Here is a 20,682-nt window from a genome sequence, read left to right as displayed (position 1 = left end):
CCGGGCGTCGTTGCGAGGGGGTACTCGGCTTATGAATACCCATAGAATCCCTGCTCAGACTGGGAGAAACCTGTAAAGCCGGTCTGACCTTTTTGCTATCGCACCACGAACGAGCGCTTCGACAGGCCCATCCAGAAGCCGTCGATCGGCTGGTCGGCGCTCTGCTCCGGGTCGCTCGACGCGCCCAGCGTCAGGAACATCGGGGCGAAATGCTCGATCGTCGGATGCGCGTACGGCATCCCGGGCGCCTTGTCGCGGAAGCTCGCCAGCTCGTCGACGGCCCCGCGGGCCAGCAGCTCGGCGGTCCACGCGTCGAACTCCCGGGACCAGCCCGGCGCCTTGGCGTCCTCCCGCCAGTCGCGCAGGAACGGCAGGCCGTGCGTGGTGAAGCCGGACCCGACGATGAGTACGCCCTCGTCGCGCAGCGGCGCCAGCCGGCGGCCCAGCTCCAGCAGGCGGTCGGGCTCGAGGGTCGGCAGGGACATCTGCAGCACCGGGATGTCGGCGTCCGGGTACATGACGGTCAGCGGCACGTACGCCCCGTGGTCCAGGCCGCGGGTGGTCCGCACGACGTGCTCGTTGTCGGGCATCAGCTTCTCGATGCGAGCGGCCAGCTCCGGTGCGCCCGGCGCGCTGTACCGCGTCTCGTAGTACTTCTGCGGGAAGCCACCGAAGTCGTACACCAGCGGCACGGACTCGGTCGCGCCGAGCATCAGCGGCGCGGACTCCCAGTGCGCGGACGCCATCAGGATCGCCTTGGGCCGGGGGAGGCCGGCGGTCATCTCCTTGAGCTGCGCCACCCACGTGGGGTTGTCGACCAGCGGCGGGGCGCCGTGACTGATGAAGAGCGCGGGCAGGGTGCTCATGACTGGCCTCCGTTGATGCTTCAACTAACTGCCTCCGACGATACGACGACTTAGTTGAGCCGTCAACTAAACAAGCTCGCCTCCCGTAGCGACTCACGTGAAATGAAACACTTTCCCTATGCCTACTGTGCATTGCGCAACTAGTCATACTCAAGGCACACTTCCGGAGTGCTTCCCGAACGCACCTCTCCGCAATCGCTGCTCGCCGACGACCTCTACCTGGCCGCCCACGACACCGTTCACGGCAAATGCGTGCTCACTCCGGCCACGCTCGGCCTGGGCCTCTCCGGCGGAATCCTCGCCGAGCTCATCCTCCGCCGCCGCATCGACCTGCGGGGCGACCGGCTGAGCCTGCTCGACGGCCGCCCGACAAGCGACATCGCCTCCGCCGCGGTCCTCGGCCAGATCGAACACGAGAACCGCCGCGGCGTCCGTGACTGGATCGCCTACCTCGCCACCGGCATCGCCACCGACCTCGTCGCCCGTCGCCTCGCCAAAACAGGAAAAGTCGAACGCCACGCCCGCCGCAGCCTCTTCGGCACCCGGCTCACCTTCGTCCCGGTCGACACGGTCACCTCCGGCCGCCCGGCCACCCGCATCCGCATCTCCGCCGACCGGCGCGAGCTGCTCGCCATCCCCGACATCGTCCTCACCGGCCTCGTCTTCGCCACCGGCCTCGACCAGCACGCCCTGATCGCCCTCCACCCCACCGGCCGCAACCACCTCCTCGACCAGATCCACCGCCGGCTCCCCCTCCCACTGCACGACCTCGTCGGCCACGCCGAAGCAGCCGTCGGCGACGCCGTCATGGCCCGCCGCGCCTAGCTTCCGCCCCCCGATCGGCTCCGGCCGCCTCCCGCTTCGGAACCCCGCGCCTGTCTCCCGCTTCGGAACCCCGCGCCTGCCTCCCGCTTCGGAACCCCGTGCCTGCCGCACTTTCAGAACCCCGCGCCTGTCTCGCCTGTCTCGCCTGTCGCGCTTGAGAACCCCGCGACTGCCTTGTTACCCGGCACCCTTGTGACCTGCGCCTGCCTCGTGAAGGAAGCCGGAGCACCGCCGGCTCCCTTTCCGAAACAGGCCCTGAACCCCCTCAACCCCGCTCCGCGCTGGTCGTTTCGCGCCGATCGGTCTGGTCTGCATGCCCTCTTCAGGAAGAGCACCCCTCATGCCTTACACGCCACACGGATCCGCCATGCTCACGAACGCCCTGGCCCGCAACCGGCTCGGCGTTGCCTCGGTCGTCTTCTTCGTCATGTCGGCGGCCGCCCCACTGACCGTCGTCGCCGGCGTCGTACCCACAGGCCTCGCCGTCACCGGCCTCACCGCGATCTCGATCGCCTTCGTCGCGGTCGCTCTCGTCCTGGCCGTCTTCTCGGTCGGCTACGTCGCCATGGCACGACACATCGCCAACGCGGGAGCTTTCTACGCGTACGTCTCCCGTGGACTCGGCCGTCCCCTCGGCGTCGCCGCCGCATGGGTCGCACTCGCGGCGTACAACAGCTTCCAGGTCGCCAGCTACGGCGGCATCGGGGCGATCGCCGCACCCCTGTTCGCCGAATGGTTCGGCATCCAGCCACCCTGGTGGCTCATCGCCCTCGCCGCCTGGGCCCTGGTAGCCGTCCTCGGCGTCCGCGACGTCGCCGTCAACGGCAAAGTCCTCGCCACCCTGCTGGTCGCCGAGATCATCCTCGTCGTCCTCTTCAGCCTCGCCGACCTGACCACCGCCGGATTCGTACCCTCCACCGCCCCACTCGACCCGGGCGGCCTCGCCGGCGCCGGCGCGGGCGCCCTGCTCGTCATGGCGGTCACCGGCTTCGTCGGCTTCGAGCAGTCTGTCGTCTTCAGCGAAGAATCCCGCGACCCCCGCCGCACGGTCCCGCGCGCCACCTACCTGTCCATCCTGCTGATCACCGCGCTCTACGCCTTCTCAGCCTGGGCGATGATCTCCGCCGCAGGCCCGAACGCAGTCCACCGCGCCACCACCGAAGGCCCCGAACTCTTCTTCACCCTCCCCGCCGCCGAACTGGGCGACCTCGCCGTAGACCTGGGCCACGCCCTGTTCCTCACCTCCCTCATCGCCGCCATGATCTCCTTCCACAACATCATCGCCCGCTACACCTTCTCTCTGGGCCGCGAAGGAGTCCTACCCCGAACCTTCGGCCGCACGGTCCCCGCCACAGGAGCCCCCAAAAACGGTTCCCTCGCCCAATCCGCCCTCGGCCTTCTCGTGATCCTCACGTACGCCACCCTCGGCTGGGACCCCCTCGTCCAGCTCTTCTTCTGGGGCGGCACCACAGGCGCCCTCGGCGTCCTACTCCTCATCACGGTCACCTCGGCAGCAGTAATCGGCTTCTTCCTCCGCACCCCCTGCGACGAATCCATCTGGCACCGCGCAATAGCCCCCACCTGCGCCACCCTCCTCCTCCTGGCATTCACCACAGCCGCTTTCACCACCATCGCCACCCTCTTCGGCGTAACCCCCGGCTCCCCTCCCACCTGGACGGTCCCCCTCGCCTACACCCTCCTGGCCGCAGCAGGCGCAACCTGGTCCCTAACCCTCCGCCTAACCCGCCCCACCACCTACGAAGGAATCGGCTGGGGCGCCCGCAGCACCCGCTTCCACCCCACCGAGGAAGCCCCACCCACCACCAACCCCGACGCCAGCAACTCCCTGCCCGGCGATTCCTTGCCCGGCGATTCCTTGCCCGGCAACTCCCCGGTCAGCGACTCCCTGCCCGGCGCCGTTCCCGACACCGACGTCACCGTCAGCTGGGCCCTAAGTAGCAACCTCCCTGGGGCCAACGTCGCTGCCCGCAAAGTCCCGAACAGCGATATCCCCGGTGTCAACGGGTCTGTCAGCGGAATCCCCGGCAGCGGAATCCCCGGCAGCGATACCCCCGGCGGCGCCTGATGACCTCACCCATCCGCCATGCCCGCCCCAACGAAATCCCCTCGGTGGCAGCCCTCATCGCCCACGCCTTCAACAACCTCGCCCAGACCCACTCCCTCGTCCCGCACGCCGACCACCGCCTCCCCGTGATGACCGCCTACTTCGAACTGGCCATCACCGCCGCAACGGTCCACGTGATCCCCGACCCCGACGACCACCCCATAGCCACATCGGTCTGGTTCGACCGCACCCACCCCGAGCCCCCGAACCCCACCTACGCCAACCACCTGGCCACCATCACCGGCCCCTACCTGCCCAACTTCCAAGCCCTCGACAACCTCCTCGCCGCCCACCACCCACCAGAACCCCACTGGCACCTGGCCTTCCTCGCAGTCCACCCCCACCACCGTCACTCCGGCCACGGCGTAGCCCTTCTCACCCACACTCACGCCACCCTGACCACGCCGGCCTACCTGGAAGCCACCAACGAAGCCAACCTCCGCCTCTACCGCCGCCACGGCTACAAAACGCTCCACCCCTTCGCCATCCACCTCCCGGACGGCACCCCTTTCTACCGAATGTGGCGACGCCCCTGAACAGGCCCGCGCATCCTCCCGCTGCCCGCCAGCCGTGAATAGCGCACACGGTTTCATGTACGCCTTAGTGAATTGAAGCCGCTCGTTGGTCCTCAACTGGCCTGCCGCTTTCGGCCTAGCCTCGAATTTGACAAGAACCTCTTCGGGGTGGCGACCTTCCCGTATTCGTAAGCCAAAAACTTGCTGCCCCAAATAAAGTGCGATGGTGTCTGGCCGTGATGGGATCCGATCCAGCAATCATAGGCGCATCGGCGTTAACCCCTACCTGACGCGAACGAGTCAGCCGAGCGTGTCGTACACTCTCGCCAATACTCGTCTTCCTGGCTTTTCTTCTCCACCCGGTTGGCGCACGCAATGGCGTTTCCATAAGTGCTGGTGTTCCCTGCGGCGGCCGCGTTGGCAGTGGCTTTTCCTGTGGCGACAGTGACCGCGTTTGGAGCACAGGCTTCAGTCGCGTCGCTGGTACAGGCCCGGGTGGCGTGAGCTTGGCCGGGTGTGAGGCGGGGGTGGGGCCGGCCGAAACGGGCTTGGACTGCGCCGATGCGTCCGATGGCGCCTCCGCTGGTGACGGGCGTGACCACGGTTGAGCCTGCGGTGCGCGGCCAGTCAACGGTGCCGCTGTCGTTGGTCTCGTCGGCCTTAGGGTGTCCGACCGCTGGGACCTAGCGAGTGCTGGAGCGGCATGCGGCCGTGGCTCGTCCGGAAGCGGCGGCTGCTGCCAGCCAGGCATTGTCGGGGCAGTGGCCGGCTGGATGGCTGGGCCGTGCTGCTGCTGAAGCAACGGTTCTTGAGGTGACGACTGTGCAGGCGCTCTTCGCTGTCGGAGTCTCGGTTGAGGCAGTGGCGATGGACGCTGTGGTGGCGTTGGTGGGGGTTGCGATGGCGTTGATGGCCGCTGCTGGAGGGGCTGCGGTTGCAATGCCGGCAGCTGGCGCTGCGGCGAGTGAGGCTGCGGGCGTGGCGGCGGCGATGGCGGCGGCGGCGGGGATGGCGGCGGCGGCGGGGATGGCGACGGCGGGGATGGCGATGGCGGCGGCGATGGCGGGGATCGGCGTGGGCGTGGGGTCGCCGGCGGGATCGGGAGGCGGGCGATGTCGTCCCAGAGGAGTCCACTTCTCTGGTGGATGCGCGGGTTTCCCTCGGCGGCACGAAGCTGGCGCAGGCGTTCCTTGTAGAGCCGGTACTTGCCCCACTCGCGTCGGTGTTCATGATCGCGACGGAATTCGTCGCGCGCGGCTGAATAATTGCGCGACCGGGTCCGGTCGCGCATTCCGGCGACCTGTGCTGCGCTGAAAATCTGTAACTGCCCCACGCGTCGATTATGGCGCCGCCCCGCATGATCGATCCACCCCGATCGTAGTTTGATCATGCCAAATCGGAGTGACCTGGAGCGCGCTCTCGGTGAACGTGATATGAGCTACATGCGGGTCGCTGTTCAAAGCTGAAACGGATACGATGAGGCCCTGGTTCTGCGGCGGGTTTAGGCAGCTGTGGAATTGAGTGTTACGCGTGATCATTGATTACTCAGGGCTTGGTCAAGGTGACCCGCGGGCACCTATGCAGCTGGGCACCTATCGGGGTGGAACCGAGCCGCTCGGAACCGAGCGAGCAGAAGCTGGCCGGCGGAAGCTGGCGGCCCGGAGCCGATCGAGTGGAGCCTGGGCGGCCGGGAGTTGGACGGCCGTGAGTTGGCCGCTGGGAGTTGGACGAGCATGAACTGGGCAGGCGGGAGTCGGCGACCGGGAGTTGGGCGGCCAGGAGTTGGGCGGCCAGGGGTGGACGAGCGTGAACTGGGCCAGGCGGGAGCGGGGCGGGGCGGGATTGGGTGAATGGGAGGTGGGGGTGGGCGTGGCGTGGGTTAATGCGTTGTTGTCGAGGTGACGGCGTGTCTACTGTGCGGTGATGCGGACGCTGACGATGGCTTTTGACGCGCGCGATGCGGTTCGGCTGGCGGAGTTCTGGGGCGGTTTGCTCGGCCGGGAGGTTGTCGAGGCCGGGGGCGAGGCGCTGCTGCCGGGGGATGACACGCAGGTGGGGCTTCGGTTCGTGTCGAGCGATTCGGAGAAGGCCGGGGCGAATCGGCTGCATCTGCATCTGACCAGTGCGACCAGCGCTGACCAGGAGCGCACGGTGTCGGTGGCTTTGGAGCTCGGGGGTGCGCACCTTGATGTGGGGCAGTTGCCCGAGGAGGGGCACATCGTGCTGGCTGACCCGGAGGGTAACGAGTTCTGTGTAATCGAGGCGGGCAACAAGTTTCTGGCCGGGTGTGGGTTCCTCGGCGAGGTTGCCTGTGACGGCGGGCGGGAAGTCGGCGTCTTCTGGAGCGAGGCGATGGGCTGGCCGTTGGTGTGGGACCAGGATGACGAAACTGCTATCCAATCCCCGCGCGGCGGTACGAAGGTTGCGTGGGGTGGGCCCTCGCCGGCCCCGGAGCCGGGCACGAGTCGGCAGCGCTTCGACGTCACTCCTGCCTGTGGCGATCAGCTGGCGGAGGTCGAGCGGTTGATTGCCCTCGGGGCCACGCTGCCCGAAGTTCGCCTAGACAGTGCTTACGGCGCAGGCCCCGCAGGCCCCGCGTACGGCGTGGGCCCCGCGTACGGCGCGGGCAACGCGGAGGTTGGGGGAGGCGTCGGTGGTGTGGTTGTGATGGTCGATCCCGGTGGCAATGAGTTCGTGGTGCGTGCTGGCTGATTTTCGGCAGGCGTACGCCAGGCCGCACGAGGTGCCGCCTGATGTGCTTGCTCAGGTTGGTGTCGGGGAGTCGAGCAGTATGGGGTGGTTCACCCTGCCGGATCGATCGACCATGGTGCCGGCTGTTGCAATCGCCAGGTTCGGGGGCCAGCAGCGCTTTCGAGCCTGGTGTCGGGGGATCGGCTGATGCTGACCAGCGCGAAAGGTTGACTGGCTCGCCTCGCCGAGGTGGGGCCAAGGCTGGCGGGCCGAGCCGGCGCCAAGGCTGGCGGCTGAGCGGCGCCAAGGACCTGCATGCCGAAAACGATGTAGGAGCCCTTGCGTCATAAGGGGGTGCCGAGGGCCGCTTGCCGTGAGCGGCGTTGAGGCCTGCTTGCCGGAAGCGGTCTCGAGGTCTGCTTGCCGCAACGGGTCTCGAACCCTGCTTGCCGCAAGGGGTCGCGAAGTCTGTCTGTTGTCGGGGATGCCGGGGTTTGCTTGTGAGCGGTGCCGGAGAGCTGGGTTGCCCATGCGATGCCGAGAGTCGGGGCTTACCGACGCGGTCGGTCTGGTGATGCCGGGTTGACCGCAGACCGTCCGGGGAGGACAGGCGGTGCGGGAGTGGGCGGGGCTGGGCGGGTTATAGGGATTGTTTCCAGGTGGCGATGGTGGTGACTGTGGCCTGGGTGGGGAAGATTTTTTCGGTGAGGATCTGGTGGACTTCGGGGTCGTTGTCGAGGCAGGCGTCGGAGAGGACCGTGAGGGTGAGGTCTCGGTCGGCGGCTTCTCGGAGGGTGGAGAGGACGACGCCGCTGGTGGCGCAGCCGGTGAGGGTCAGGTGGGTGATGGCGCCGGCTCGGAGGATGAGGTCGAGGTCGCTGCCGGTGAAGGCGCTCACCCGGCGTTTGGTGATGATGATGTCGTCTTTTTCGGGGGCTACGGCGGGGTGGATGGCGGTGGCTTCCGGGGGTGCGGGGGGCTTGGCTACGGCCAGGGCGCCGAACATTTTGTTGGTTTTGCTGACTTCCTGGTAGCCGGGGCGGAAGCCGACCACCACGTAGATGACCGGGAGGCCTGCTGTGCGGGCGGCGGCGATGGCGTCGGCCAGGCGGGGGAGGTAGGTGTCGTCGGGGTAGCGGCTGAGGACGACGGGCTGGACGTCCATGACGAGCAGGGCCTGGGTCATAGCGGGCGGCTCCAAGTAGGCAGGGCGACAGGGGTTCAGCAGGGCGGGTAGGTACGCAAGCAAAGAGCAGGGCGGGTAGGTACGCAAGCAAAGAGCAGGGCGGGTAGGTACGCAAGCAAAGAGCAAGGCGGGTAGGGGTGCGGGGAAATGTAATCAGTTGATGACTTGGTAAGGTAGCCATGTTGGGGGGCGGTGTCAACAAGTGATTACGTGGGGATGGGGGTGTGGTGGAGCGGCGGCGGGATTCGGGGCAGACCAAGCGGGATTTGTTGGGGGCTGCGCGCGTACGGTTCATGCGGTTGGGGTTTGATGGCACGACCTTGCGGGATGTGGCGGCGGATGCGGGGGTGAATTTGGCCCTGATCAAGCGCTATTTCGACTCGAAGGAAGGGCTGTTCAAGGCGGCGCTGGCGGCGACACCCGGGCCCGGCGAGTTTCCTAGTGATCGCGATGCGCTCGTGGCGGAGCTGAGCCGTCAGCTGTCCGTGGACGCGTGGCCGGAGTTCGGCGAGCACCCCGTGCTGATGCTGTTGCGCGTCTCCGAGAACGAGAACGTCGAAGAGTTGCGCCGCAAAGCCATGGAGGACTTCAGCAACAGGTTGCTGGAGGTGTCGGGGGACGGCGAGATGCTGCGGGCCCAGTTGTTGCTGGCGCTGGGCGTGGGCGTGGCGGTCATCCGGTCGGGGGTGGGGCTGCAACCGCTGAGCGGCGCGACGGCGGAGGATCTGGCGGGCCCGATCAAGGACGTGGTGGACGCGCTTTTAAAAAGATCAGTGAGTTGAAAGGCTGAGCTCGAAGCTGTAGCGGCTGGCCCGATAGACGTGTGAGCCGTATTCGAGCACGTGCCCCGCGGCGTCCCAGGCGGTGCGGCTCATCGTGAGCAGGGACGCGCCGCGTTTCTCCGTGAGCGTGCGGGCCTCCGCGGACGTGGCCGAGCGGGCGCCGATCATCTGTGTCGCGATCTTCGGGACGTGGCCCGCACGGCGCAGGAGCTCGTAGAGGCCGTGTTCGGCCAGGTCGGCGCGGTCCGGGCGGAGCACGCCGAGGGGGATGGCGTTGTGCATGAGGGCGAGGGGTTCGCCGCCCGCGTACCTCAATCTCTCGATCCAGGTGACCTCGGTGCCGAGCTCGATCTCCAGGGCGGCGGCCGCCTGCGCCGGGACGGGCATGACAGTCAACTGCAAGACCTCGGTCCGGGGTGTACGCCCGGAGCTGACCAGATCGTCGTACAGGCTGGACAGCTCGACCGGGCGCCGGACCTTGGGGTGCACGACCTGTGTCCCGACGCCCCGTTTGCGGATCAGCATGCCGCGCTCGACGAGGTACTGGATCGCGCGACGGATGGTCGGGCGGGAGACGCCGAGCCGTTCGGCGAGGTCGATCTCGTTCTCGATGCGGGCGCCGACGCCGATCTCCCCGCGCTCGATCAACGCCTGCAGCCGCGACGCGACCTGGAAGTAGAGCGGCACCGGACTGGATCTGTCCAGACGGGCGTGCAGTTCGGGTGCCATGTGGACCCTCCTCGACAGGCGTACACCGCCATGTGAGTTTGTCAGGACAAAGTATTGACCTGGAAGCGTCCACGTTATTACATCGAAACCTGTTCATGGCGCCGTCATCGTGCGCGGCATCCGCGGCTTGAAGGTCGCTTCGAGCAAGCCCTCATCCTTCCGCAAGGAGGACGCGTGGCCGTTGACGAAGTACTGACCATGGGACGTATCGGTGTTGATCTGTATCCACAGCAGATCGGTGTGCCGCTGCCCCGGGTGCGCACGTTCGAGAAGTTCCTCGGCGGCAGCCCCACGAACGTCGCGGTCGCCGCGGCACGCTACGGCCGGCGCAGCGCGGTGATCACCCGGACCGGCGCCGACCCGTTCGGCACCTACCTGCACGAGGCGCTGCGCAGCTTCCACGTCGACGACCGGTTCGTGACGGCCGTGCCGGGCCTGCCCACGCCGGTGACGTTCTGTGAGATCTTCCCGCCGGACGATTTCCCGCTCTACTTCTACCGCTTCCCCAAGGCCCCGGACCTCGAGATCCACAAGTCCGAACTGGACCTGGAAGCGATAAAGAACGCGGACATCTTCTGGGTGACCGGAACGGGTCTCAGCCAGGAGCCCTCGCGGGCGGCGACGCTGACGGCCCTGAAACAACGCGATAAATCGGACATGACGGTCTTCGATCTGGACTATCGGCCGATGTTCTGGGAGTCCCGCGAGGAGGCCCGGCACTGGTACCAGCAGGCCCTGCCCTACGCGAGCATCGTGGTCGGCAACCGGGACGAGTGGGAAACGGCCGGCACCACCCCGGACGACGGCCTGGCCATCGTCAAGCAGGGCCCCGACGGGGTGACAGCCCGCCGCGGCAGAGCGGGCGGCGAATCGGGCGCAGGCAAGGACGCCGGCGTGGAGGAGGTCAGCGCCAAGCCGATTCCGGTGGATGTGGTGAACGGGCTCGGGGCCGGGGACGCGTTCGGTGGGGCGCTCTGTCACGGGCTGTTGAGCGGCTGGGATCTGGCGACGGTCATCGGGTTCGCCAACGCCGCCGGGGCGATCGTGGCGTCGAGGATGGCCTGCGCGGATGCGATGCCGACCGAGGACGAGGTCCGGGCGGTGATGGCTCGTGCGTGACCTTCAGGATCTGATCACGGCGCGGGTCGACCGGCCGTATGCGATCGCCTCCGCGGCCCGGCGCCGGCACCGTCCCGCGTCGTGGCGCGGGGAGCACGGCCGGCTGATGATCATCGCGGCGGATCACCCCGCGCGGGGTGCGCTGCGGGCCGGTGCCGATCCCCTGGCCATGGGAAACCGGGCCGACCTGCTCGACCGCATCTGCACCGCGCTCGCCCGTCCCGGCGTCAACGGCGTGCTCGGCACCCCCGACATCCTCGAGGATCTGCTGCTGCTCGGCGTACTCGACAACAAGGTCGTGATCGGCTCCATGAACCGCGGCGGGCTGGCCGGGACCGTGTTCGAGGTGGACGACCGGTTCACCGCGTACGACGCGGGCAGCCTGAACGCGTCGGGGTTCGACGGCGGCAAGATGCTGTTGCGCATCGACCCGGCGGACGGGGGCACCGCACGGACGCTGCAGAGCTGCGGGCGGGCCGTGGGGGAGCTCGCCGCGCACCGGCTGATGGCGATGGTCGAGCCGTTCATCTCGCACCGCGACGTGGACGGGCGGTTGCGCAACGAGCTGACCGCCGAGGCGATGATCAGGGCGACGTCGGTTGCCGCGGGGCTCGGGGCGACCAGCGCGTACACGTGGCTGAAGGTGCCTGTGGTCCCGGACATGGAGCGGGTGATGGCGGCGACCACGCTCCCCGCGCTGGTGCTGGGCGGTGAGGTGTCCGAGGACGCCGATGCCGCGTACGCCCGATGGGCCAAGGCTCTGGCCCTGCCCACCGTGCAGGGTCTGGTGATCGGCCGAAGCCTGTTGTATCCGGCGGGCGGGGACGTCGCGGACGCCGTCGACCGGGCGGTGAGCCTGCTGTGAGCCATCTGCTGCGACGCGGCGAGGGCAGGACCGGGCCGTTCGAGCTCGCCGTGACACCGGCGAGTGCCGGCTGGGGTTACAGCGGGCTGCGGGTGCTCGACATGGGCATCGGCCAGCGGGTCAGCTTCCACACCGGCGACGCCGAGACGATCGTGCTGCCGCTCTCCGGGGGCTGCGACGTGACCTGCGACGACGAGCGGCTGACGCTGACCGGGCGGCGCTCGGTGTTCTCCCGCGTGACCGATTTCGCATACCTGCCGAGGGATTCGTCGGTGACGATCCGGGCGGGCAACGGTGGCCGGTTCGCGCTGCCGAGTGCCCTGGCGACGAGCAAGCTGCCGTTCCGCTACGGCCCGGCCGAGTCGGTGCCGGTCGAGCTGCGCGGCGCCGGGCAGGCCAGCCGGCAGGTGAACAACTTCTGCACGCCGGAGTCGTTCGAGGCCGAGCGGCTGATCGCGGTCGAGGTGCTGACCCCGGGCGGCAACTGGTCGTCGTACCCGCCGCACAAGCACGACGAGACCACCGAGGACGAGATCGCCCTCGAGGAGATCTACTACTTCGAGGTCGCGGGGTCGCCCTCGGGTGCGCCGGGCGCCGGCTTCCAACGTGTGTACGGGCACCCGGGCCACGACATCGACATCTGCGCCGAGGTACGCAGCGGCGACGTCGTCCTCATCCCGTACGGCTGGCACGGCCCCTCGATGGCCGCCCCCGGCTACGACCTGTACTACCTCAACGTGATGGCCGGCGCGGGCGAGCGCAGGTGGCTGTTCTCCGACGACCCCGTGCACGGCTGGGTCCGGGGTTCGTGGAGCCACCAGGAGATGGACCCGCGGCTGCCGCTGACCTCCATCCGCGAGAGGAGACGATCGTGAGGCTGACCGTCGCGCAGGCCGTCGTACGGTTCCTGGCCAGCCAGTGGACCGAGCGCGACGGGGTCGAGCAGCGCGCGATCGCGGGCGTGTGGGGCATCTTCGGGCACGGCAACGTCGCCGGGATCGGCCAGGCACTGCTGCAGGCCCAGCGCACCGGCTCGGCGGATCTGCCCTACCGGCTTGCGAGGAATGAGCAGGCCATGGTGCACGCGGCCGCCGGCTTCGCGAAGATGAAGAACAGGCTCTCCACGTACGCCTGCACGGCATCGATCGGCCCCGGCTCCACCAATATGCTGACCGGAGCCGCCCTCGCCACCGTGAACCGCCTCCCCGTCCTGCTGCTCCCGAGCGACGTCTTCGCGACCCGCGCGGCATCCCCGGTGCTGCAGGAGCTGGAGGACCCCCGCACGTACGATGTCACGGTCAACGACGCCTTCCGCCCCCTGTCCCGCTTCTTCGACCGCATCTGGCGCCCCGAGCAGTTGCCGTCCGCCCTGCTCGCCTCGATGCGCGTGCTGTTCGACCCCGCCGAGACGGGCGCGGTCACGATCAGCCTCCCGCAGGACGTGCAGGCCGAGGCCTGGGACTTCCCGGACGACCTGTTCGCCCGCCGCGTCTGGCACGTCGCCCGCCCCGCCCCCGAGCCGGCCGCCGTCGTCCGCGCCGCCGCCGTGATCCGCGCCGCCCGTAGCCCGCTGATCATCGCGGGCGGGGGAGCGATCTACTCGGAAGCCTCCGCGGAGCTCGACGCGTTCGCCCGCGCGACCGGCATCCCCGTCGCCGACACTCACGCCGGCAAGGGCGCACTGAGCTGGGACCACCCGCAGTCGGTCGGCGGCATCGGCTCCACCGGCACCCCGGTCGCCAACCGCCTGGCCCGCGACGCCGACGTCATCATCGGCATCGGCACCCGCTACAGCGACTTCACCACCGCTTCCCGCACCGCCTTCGCCAACCCCGGCGTCCACTTCGTCAACATCAACGTCGCGAGCTTCGACGCCCACAAGCAATCCGCCACCGCCCTCGTCGCCGACGCCCGTTCTGGGCTGACGGCTTTAACCGCCGAAATTGGTGATATCGCAATAAATCAGGACACGGTGGTGAGCCGGCGTGAGGTCGCGGCTTGTCCGGAGGAAGACGCGTCCGGCCAGCGTGAGGCGATGTCCGGCCGCAATGAGTGGGTGTCTGAACATGGGGAGGTAGGGGACGAGCAGCGGGAGGCCGTGTCGGTCCAGGGTGAGGCTGCGTCGGGCGAGCGTGAGGCCGCGTCGGGCAAGCGGGAGGCGGCCGCCCGGCAGCAGGGGATGGCGGCCGCTGAGCGTGCGGCGGTGTCCGAGCAGGGAGAAGTGATACCCGGCCCACGCGAGGAGTGGCCCGCCCAGGGTGAGGGGGTCGCCGGGGAGCAGGAAGTGGCGCCCAAGTGGCGGGGAGAGGCGGTTTGGCAGCGGGGTGTGGGGGGCTGGCGGGCGGAGGTGGTGGCTTGGCAGCGGGTCGTCGACGAGGCGTACCACCTGAATCATGGGCCGTTGCCCGCGCAGAGTGAGGTGATCGGGGCGGTCAACGACGCGTGCGGTGAGCGGGACGTCGTGGTGCAGGCGGCGGGAAGCATGCCCGGTGACCTGCAACTGCTGTGGCGGGCTCGCGATCCGAAGCAGTACCACGTCGAGTACGGCTACTCCTGCATGGGCTTCGAGATCGCCGGCGCCGTGGGGATCAAGCTGGCCGACCCGACCCGCGAGGTCTACGCCCTGGTCGGCGATGGCTCGTACCTCATGATGGCGCAGGAGATCGTCACCGCCGTCGCCGAGGGTCTGAAGCTGGTCATCGTGCTGGTGCAGAACCACGGGTTCGCGTCGATCGGCGCGCTGTCGGAATCGCTCGGATCGCAGCGTTTCGGCACGAGTTATCGCTATCGCGGCGCGGATGACGACTACGACGGGGGATATCTGCCCGTCGACCTCGCGGCGAACGCCGAGAGCCTCGGTGCCGCCGTGATCCGGTGCCGGACCATCGCCGACGTGACCGAGGGGCTCAAGCGCGCCCGGGATGCCGATCGGCTGACCGTGGTGCATGTCGAGACCGATCCGCACTCGCCGATTCCGTCCTCCGAGTCGTGGTGGGACGTGCCGGTGAGTGCGGTTTCCGAGCTGGAGAGCACCCGGGAAGCACGGGCGGGTTACGAGGCTGCGAAGCGTGGCCAACGTCAGTATCTCCAGGGGGGACCTGCCCATGTCCGTCATTGAGCACTGGATCGGCGGCAGCCCCACCGCGGGCGCCGGGGGACGCCGTGGTGCGGTGTTCAACCCCGCGACCGGGCAGCAGCAGCATGAGGTGGTGCTCGCGGATCACGCGGACGTGGACGCGGCCGTTGCCGCTGCGACGACGGCGTTCGGGTCGTGGGGGCAGGCGTCGCTCTCCGCGCGTACCAAGGTGATGTTTGCCTTCAGGGAGCTGGTGAATGCGAATGTGCAGGAGCTGGCGGGGATCATCTCGGACGAGCACGGCAAGGTGCTCAGTGACGCGGCGGGGGAGGTGCAGCGGGGGCTCGAGGTGGTGGAGTTCGCGTGTGGCATTCCGCAGCTGTTGAAGGGTGATTATTCCGATCAGGCCTCGAGCGGCGTGGACGTGTTCAGTTTCCGCGAGCCGCTCGGGGTGTGCGCGGGGATCACGCCGTTCAATTTTCCGGCGATGGTGCCGATGTGGATGTACCCGGTGGCGATCGCGTGCGGGAACACGTTCGTGCTCAAGCCCAGCGAGCGGGACCCCTCGGCGGCGAACTTCGTCGCGGAGCTGTGGCGCCGGGCGGGGCTGCCCGACGGGGTGTTCAACGTCGTGCACGGTGACAAGGTGGCCGTCGACGCGTTGCTGCAGCATCCGGGTGTCGCCGCGATCTCGTTCGTCGGGTCGACGCCGATCGCGCGCTACATCCACCAGGAGGCCGCCGCGTCCGGGAAGCGGGTGCAGGCGCTCGGTGGTGCCAAGAACCACGCGATCGTGCTGCCCGACGCCGATCTGGAGTTCGCGGCCAATCACCTCGCCGCCGCGGCGTTCGGGTCGGCCGGGGAGCGGTGCATGGCGATCTCAGCGGCGGTCGCGGTCGGCGGCGCGGGTGACCCGCTGATGGAGCTGGTGTCGCGTAGAGCGGCCGAGGTGGTCGTCGGCCCCGGCCGGGACCCGCGCAGCGAGATGGGCCCGGTCGTGTCCGCCGCCGCGAAGCAGCGCATCGAGTCACTGATCGGCACCGGGGAGCAGCAGGGTGCGAAGGTGCTGGTCGACGGGCGCGGCCTGAGCGTCGAGGGGTTCGAGGACGGCTTCTTCGTCGGGCCGACCGTGATCGACCAGGTGGAGACCGGGATGGACGTCTACACCGAGGAGATCTTCGGCCCGGTGCTGTCGGTGGTGCGGGCCGAGTCGGTGGATGCCGCGATCGCGCTGGTCAACGCGAACCCGTACGGTAACGGCACCGCGATCTTCACCGGCAGTGGCGAGGCCGCACGGCGATTTCAGCGCGGTGTGCACGTCGGTATGATCGGCGTGAATGTGCCCATCCCGGTCCCGATGGCGTACTACTCCTTCGGCGGCTGGAAGGACTCCCTGTTCGGCGACCGGCACATCCACGGTCCCGAGGGTGTCTCGTTCTACACCCGTGGCAAGGTCGTAACCTCCCGGTGGCCGCACGTCACCAGCGTGCACGGCGCATCCCTGCAATTTCCGACAGCTCTGTAGAACCTTTGGAGAATCAAGATGATCTTCTCGCGAGGTGCGCGCATCGTCGCGCTCGCCGCAGTCATAACGCTCGGCGCCACCGCATGCAGCGGCGGCGGACGGGTGAAGACCGACGACAGCGACAGCGCGGAGGGCGCGAACGCCGCGGGCAGCTCCGGCTTCACGGTGGCCTTCGTCACCCATGAGACGCCCGGTGACACGTTCTGGGACAAGGTCAAGGCGGGCGCGCAGCAGGCCGCCAAGGACGAGGGCGTCACGCTCAAGTACTCCAACGACCCCGACGCCACGAAACAGGCGGTGCTGATCCAGAACGCGGTCGACTCGAAGGTCGACGGCATCGCCACCACCCTGGTCACGCCGGACGCCCTCGCGGGAGCGGTGAAGTCGGCGACCGACGCGAAGATCCCGGTGGTCGGTCTCAACGCCGGCATCGACCAGTACAAGCAGCTCGGCGCGCTGATGTACTTCGGCTCCGACGAGACCGTCGCCGGGCAGTCCGCCGGGCAGCGCATCGCCACGGCCGGGGCCAAGCACCCGCTCTGCGTCGTCCATCAGGCCGGCTCGGTCTCGCTAGAGGCCCGCTGCGCCGGGGTGAAAAGCGCCGTGCCCGGAACGGAGAACATCCAGGTGAACGGTGCGGACGACGCGGCAGTGGTGTCGACACTGCAGGCCAAGCTGTCGCAGGACAAGTCGATCGACTACATCGTCACGCTCGGTGCCCCGATCGCCCAGGACGCGCTCAAGGCCCTCGCCGCCGCCGGCAGCACGGCGAAGCTGGTCACCTTCGACCTCAACACCGAGATCGCCCAGAACATCGCGGACGGCAAGATCGAGTTCTCCATCGACCAGCAGCCGTACGCGCAGGGGTATCTGGCGGTCAGCTCGCTCTATCTCTACCTGAAGAACGGCAACGACATCGGCGGCGGCAAGCCCGTCCTGACCGGCCCGTCGTTCGTCGACAAGGACAACATCGCGAAGATCCTGCCGTTCACGAAGAGCAACACGCGATGAGTCACAGCGTGCAGGCGGCGCCGCCGATGCCGGCGCCCGCGGAACCCCCGAGGTTCCGCCGCAGTCTCTCCAGCCGGGTGCTCGGCCGCCCCGAGGTGGGCGCGCTGGTCGCGGCGATCCTGATCTTCGTGTTCTTCCTGATCGCGGCGCCGGCGTTCCGCTCCGCCGAGTCGTTCTTCACCGTGCTCTACCAGTCGTCGACGATCGGCATCGTCGCGGTCGGCGTGGGCCTGCTGATGATCGGGGGCGAGTTCGACCTCTCCGCCGGCGTCATCACCACCACGGCCGGCCTGGTCAACTCGATGTTCTGCTGGTACTTCGGGGTCAACCTGTGGGTCGGCGCGCTGCTGTCGCTCGCGTTCTGCCTGCTCATCGGGTTCGTCAACGGCTATCTGGTGATGCGCACCGGCATCCCGAGCTTCCTGATCACGCTGGGGACGTTCTTCGTGCTGCAGGGCGCGAACCTCGGCGTGACGAAGCTGGTCAGCGGGTCGGTCTCCAGCCCCGACATCAGCCAGATCCAGGGCTACGACTCGCTGGGGAAGATCTTCGCGTCCAGCTTCAAGGTCGGCCCGGTCACGGTCTGGATCACGGTGCTCTGGTGGGCGCTGTTCGTCGCCCTCGCCGCGTGGTTGCTGCAGAGGACAAGGACGGGCAACTGGGTGTACGCCGTGGGCGGCGCAGCGGCAAGCGCACGCGCGGTGGGCGTACCCGTCGTGCGTACCAAAATCGGCCTTTTCATGGGTGTCTCGTTTTTGGGCTGGTTCGTGGGGATGCACACGCTGTACCGGTTCAACACGCTGCAGGCCGGTAACGGCGTGGGCAACGAGTTCCTCTACATCATCGCGGCGGTCGTCGGTGGCACGTTGCTGACCGGCGGCTTCGGCAACGCCGTGGGTGTCGCGATCGGCGCGTTCATCTTCGGCATGACCAGCCTCGGCATCGTCTACGCGGGCTGGGACCCCAACTGGTTCAAGGCGTTCCTCGGCGTCATGCTGCTGCTCGCCGTGCTCGTGAACCTCTACATCAAGCGGATGGCGACGAGCCGGAGGCTGTCATGACGACGCTCATCGAGATGGAAAACGTCGGCAAGTCCTACGGGGCGATCCGTGCCCTGCGGGACATCAGCCTGAAGGTCAACGCGGGCGAGGTCACCTGCGTGCTCGGCGACAACGGCGCGGGCAAGTCCACCCTCATCAAGATCATGTCGGGGCTGCACCCGCACAACGAGGGCGCGCTGCTCGTCGACGGCGAGAAGCAGACGTTCAGCTCCCCGCGCGAGGCCCTCGACCACGGCATCGCCACGGTCTACCAGGACCTCGCCGTTGTCCCGCTGATGGAAGTCTGGCGCAACTTCTTCCTCGGCGCCGAGATCTCCGCGGGCCGGTTCCCCCTTGCCGGCCTGCGGATCAAACAGATGAAGCGGATCGCCGACGAGGAACTGCGCAAGATGGGCATCGTCGTGCAGGACATCGACCAGCCCATCGGCACGCTCTCCGGCGGCCAGCGGCAGTGCGTCGCGATCGCCCGGGCCGTCTACTTCGGGGCGCGGGTGCTCATCCTCGACGAGCCGACCGCCGCGCTGGGCGTCAAGCAGTCGGGCGTCGTGCTCAAGTACGTCGCCGCCGCCCGGGACGCGGGGCTCGGCGTCGTGTTCATCACGCACAACCCGCACCACGCGTACCTCGTCGGTGATCATTTCATCATCCTCAAGCTCGGCACCGCCGTCCTCGACAGGACCCGCGACGAGGTCGACCTCGACGAGCTGACCACCCAGATGGCCGGCGGCGACGAGCTGGCCGAGCTCTCCCACGAACTGGGGCGCTGATGCTGACCGTTGGAGTCATCGGAACCGGCATGATCGGCCAGGACCACCTCCGCCGGATCACCAGGGTCCTCGCCGGCGCGACCGTCACGGCGGTCACCGACGTGGACGCCGACCTCGCCAAACGGGTCGCCGAGGGCCTCCCCGGCGCGGTCGTCCACCAGACGGGCGAGGAGTTGATCGCCGACCCCGCCGTGGACGCGGTCGTCGTCTGCTCGTGGGGACCCACCCACGAGCAGTACGTCCTCGCCGCGATCGCCGCCGGCAAACAGGTCTTCTGCGAGAAGCCCCTCGCGACGACCGAGGAGGCCTGCCGCCGGATCGTCGCCGCCGAGGTCGCCGCCGGGCGCAGACTCGTGCAGGTCGGCTACATGCGCCGGTACGACGCGGCGTACCGGGCACTCAAGGCGGCGATCGAGAGCGGCGAGATCGGCAACCCGCTCATGATGCACTGCGCGCACCGCAACGCCGGGGTGCCGGGCTTCTACGAGAAGGAAAGCATCATCACCGACACCGCGGTGCACGAGATCGACATGGTGCGCTGGATGTTCGGCGAGGAGATCAGTTCCGCGCGCGTCCTCGTACCGAGAAAGAACCGCAACGGAGGCGACCTGCAGGACCCTCTGCTGCTGATCCTGCAGACCGAGGGCGGCGCACTGATCGACGTCGAGCTGTCGGTGAACATCCGCTACGGCTACGACATCCGCGGCGAGGTCGTAGGGGAGGACGGCACCGCCTCACTCGGCTCGCAGAGCCCGGTCGTCGTACGCGGCGGCGGCCGGGTCGCGAGCCCGGTGCCACTCGACTGGCGGGAACGCTTCGCCCGAGCCTACGACGTCGAACTGCAGGAATGGATCGACTCCGTCGCGTCCGGTGGATCGCCGACAGGCCCCAGCACCTGGGACGGCTACGCCGCCGCGGTGGTCTCCGACGCCGCGGTCGAGGCGCTGCGCAGCGGTTCCCTGGTCGCCGTCAGCCTGATGGAGCGGCCCGCGCTCTACGAGGTGGTCGCCTGAGGATCGCGCTGGATCCGTACACGCCGCGGTCGGTTCCGCTCCTGGATCTTCCCGGGCTGGTCGCCGACCTGGGGTACCAGCACATCGAGCTGTCCCCGCGCGCCGACCTCCTGCCGTTCCTCCTGCACCCGAGGGCCGACGGCGCCGGGGTCAAGGCGTTCCGGAAGCCCCTCGCCGCGGCGCAGGTCCAGGTCGCGTCGGTGCTGCCGCTCGACAAGTGATCCGGCCCGGACGAGGACGAACACCAGGCCGCCGTCCGCCGCGTCGAGGCGGGCCGGCAGCAGCAGGTCGCCGGCACTTCCTCGGCCACGTCCTCGGGCTTTTCTGCCAGCACTTCCTCGGGCTTCTCTTCGGGCTCTGATGCGCTGTTCGAGATGCTCGGGATCACGCGGGTCTCGCTCGCCAGGCCGGTTCCGGTCGCCCCGTCCTCGTCCTTCACCGCGTCCAGCCGCGGGGTGACCGTCACCGCCGGGAACACCGGCTGGGCCGCGGACCCGACGTCGCGGCGCGGGCCATCCGCGTCGGC

18 protein-coding genes are annotated in these 20,682 nt (G+C 68.5%); 14 read left to right on the top strand and 4 right to left on the bottom strand.

The genetic code is table 11. From position 1 onward, the window contains the following. Nucleotides 1-95: 95 nt before the first annotated feature. The gene (locus Aco04nite_RS28030) at nt 96-866 is read right to left on the bottom strand and encodes a dioxygenase family protein (protein ID WP_213000258.1); all 771 of its coding nucleotides are present in this window, start codon (nt 864-866) and stop codon (nt 96-98) included. Nucleotides 867-1,034: 168 nt separating this feature from the next. Between Aco04nite_RS28030 and Aco04nite_RS28025 the strand changes: the two genes are divergently transcribed. The 4 genes from Aco04nite_RS28025 to Aco04nite_RS28010 all read left to right on the top strand — a co-directional run bounded on the left by Aco04nite_RS28025 (nt 1,035) and on the right by Aco04nite_RS28010 (nt 7,043). Beyond that, nucleotides 1,035-1,691, top strand: a complete 657-nt coding sequence (locus Aco04nite_RS28025) for a GOLPH3/VPS74 family protein (protein WP_213000257.1) — start codon at nt 1,035-1,037, stop codon at nt 1,689-1,691. 367 nt (nt 1,692-2,058) lie between these two features. Further along, a complete protein-coding gene (locus Aco04nite_RS28020) occupies nt 2,059-3,777 on the top strand; it encodes an APC family permease (RefSeq protein WP_244876356.1) in 1,719 nt (572 codons plus the stop codon). Then, on the top strand, nt 3,777-4,352 hold the full coding sequence (locus tag Aco04nite_RS28015; protein ID WP_213000255.1) for a GNAT family N-acetyltransferase: 576 nt from the start codon (nt 3,777-3,779) through the stop codon (nt 4,350-4,352). Before Aco04nite_RS28020 ends, Aco04nite_RS28015 begins: the two co-directional genes overlap by 1 nt. A gap of 1,902 nt (nt 4,353-6,254) precedes the next feature. After that, a complete protein-coding gene (locus Aco04nite_RS28010) occupies nt 6,255-7,043 on the top strand; it encodes a VOC family protein (RefSeq protein ID WP_213000254.1) in 789 nt (262 codons plus the stop codon). Between the two features lie 619 nt (nt 7,044-7,662). Here Aco04nite_RS28010 and Aco04nite_RS28005 read toward each other — a convergent pair. Further along, nucleotides 7,663-8,208, bottom strand: coding sequence for a cysteine hydrolase family protein (locus Aco04nite_RS28005; protein ID WP_213000253.1), 546 nt, complete (start codon nt 8,206-8,208; stop codon nt 7,663-7,665). 224 nt (nt 8,209-8,432) lie between these two features. Between Aco04nite_RS28005 and Aco04nite_RS28000 the strand changes: the two genes are divergently transcribed. Continuing rightward, the gene (locus Aco04nite_RS28000) at nt 8,433-8,990 is read left to right on the top strand and encodes a TetR/AcrR family transcriptional regulator (RefSeq protein WP_213000252.1); all 558 of its coding nucleotides are present in this window, start codon (nt 8,433-8,435) and stop codon (nt 8,988-8,990) included. Here the strand turns inward: Aco04nite_RS28000 and Aco04nite_RS27995 are convergent. Further along, nucleotides 8,979-9,719, bottom strand: coding sequence for a GntR family transcriptional regulator (locus Aco04nite_RS27995; RefSeq protein WP_213000251.1), 741 nt, complete (start codon nt 9,717-9,719; stop codon nt 8,979-8,981). The genes Aco04nite_RS28000 and Aco04nite_RS27995 overlap by 12 nt on opposite strands. Before the next feature lie 174 nt (nt 9,720-9,893). Between Aco04nite_RS27995 and iolC the strand changes: the two genes are divergently transcribed. The 9 genes from iolC to Aco04nite_RS27945 are packed head-to-tail and all read left to right on the top strand — an operon-like array spanning nt 9,894 to nt 20,156. Beyond that, nucleotides 9,894-10,838: a 5-dehydro-2-deoxygluconokinase gene (iolC, locus tag Aco04nite_RS27990; protein ID WP_213000250.1), complete on the top strand. Its 945-nt coding sequence runs from the start codon at nt 9,894-9,896 to the stop codon at nt 10,836-10,838. Next, nucleotides 10,831-11,703, top strand: coding sequence for a Cgl0159 family (beta/alpha)8-fold protein (locus Aco04nite_RS27985; protein ID WP_213000249.1), 873 nt, complete (start codon nt 10,831-10,833; stop codon nt 11,701-11,703). Before iolC ends, Aco04nite_RS27985 begins: the two co-directional genes overlap by 8 nt. Beyond that, nucleotides 11,700-12,578, top strand: coding sequence for a 5-deoxy-glucuronate isomerase (gene iolB / locus Aco04nite_RS27980; protein ID WP_244876355.1), 879 nt, complete (start codon nt 11,700-11,702; stop codon nt 12,576-12,578). Before Aco04nite_RS27985 ends, iolB begins: the two co-directional genes overlap by 4 nt. Next, on the top strand, nt 12,575-14,821 hold the full coding sequence (locus Aco04nite_RS49095) for a 3D-(3,5/4)-trihydroxycyclohexane-1,2-dione acylhydrolase (decyclizing) (RefSeq protein ID WP_244876354.1): 2,247 nt from the start codon (nt 12,575-12,577) through the stop codon (nt 14,819-14,821). The genes iolB and Aco04nite_RS49095 overlap by 4 nt, the downstream gene beginning before the upstream one ends. Continuing rightward, nucleotides 14,808-16,304, top strand: coding sequence for a CoA-acylating methylmalonate-semialdehyde dehydrogenase (locus Aco04nite_RS27965; RefSeq protein WP_213000247.1), 1,497 nt, complete (start codon nt 14,808-14,810; stop codon nt 16,302-16,304). Before Aco04nite_RS49095 ends, Aco04nite_RS27965 begins: the two co-directional genes overlap by 14 nt. Before the next feature lie 18 nt (nt 16,305-16,322). Continuing rightward, nucleotides 16,323-17,315, top strand: coding sequence for a sugar ABC transporter substrate-binding protein (locus Aco04nite_RS27960; protein WP_213000246.1), 993 nt, complete (start codon nt 16,323-16,325; stop codon nt 17,313-17,315). Continuing rightward, nucleotides 17,312-18,376, top strand: coding sequence for an ABC transporter permease (locus Aco04nite_RS27955; protein ID WP_213000245.1), 1,065 nt, complete (start codon nt 17,312-17,314; stop codon nt 18,374-18,376). Before Aco04nite_RS27960 ends, Aco04nite_RS27955 begins: the two co-directional genes overlap by 4 nt. Further along, a complete protein-coding gene (locus Aco04nite_RS27950) occupies nt 18,373-19,143 on the top strand; it encodes an ATP-binding cassette domain-containing protein (protein WP_213000244.1) in 771 nt (256 codons plus the stop codon). The genes Aco04nite_RS27955 and Aco04nite_RS27950 overlap by 4 nt, the downstream gene beginning before the upstream one ends. Next, nucleotides 19,143-20,156, top strand: a complete 1,014-nt coding sequence (locus Aco04nite_RS27945) for a Gfo/Idh/MocA family oxidoreductase (RefSeq protein WP_213000243.1) — start codon at nt 19,143-19,145, stop codon at nt 20,154-20,156. The genes Aco04nite_RS27950 and Aco04nite_RS27945 overlap by 1 nt, the downstream gene beginning before the upstream one ends. On the opposite strand, the gene Aco04nite_RS27940 is transcribed toward Aco04nite_RS27945, so the two are convergent. Next, complete coding sequence (locus tag Aco04nite_RS27940; protein ID WP_213000242.1) at nt 20,138-20,401, bottom strand: hypothetical protein; 264 nt, start codon at nt 20,399-20,401, stop codon at nt 20,138-20,140. The two genes, Aco04nite_RS27945 and Aco04nite_RS27940, sit on opposite strands and share 19 nt — an antisense overlap. Nucleotides 20,402-20,682: the final 281 nt, after the last annotated feature.

The sequence above is a fragment of the Winogradskya consettensis genome, assembly GCF_018332715.1.
GTDB lineage: Bacteria > Actinomycetota > Actinomycetes > Mycobacteriales > Micromonosporaceae > Actinoplanes > Actinoplanes consettensis.
The sequence above is the reverse complement of the archived record's forward strand: the minus strand, read 5'-3'. Positions and strand labels throughout refer to the sequence as shown.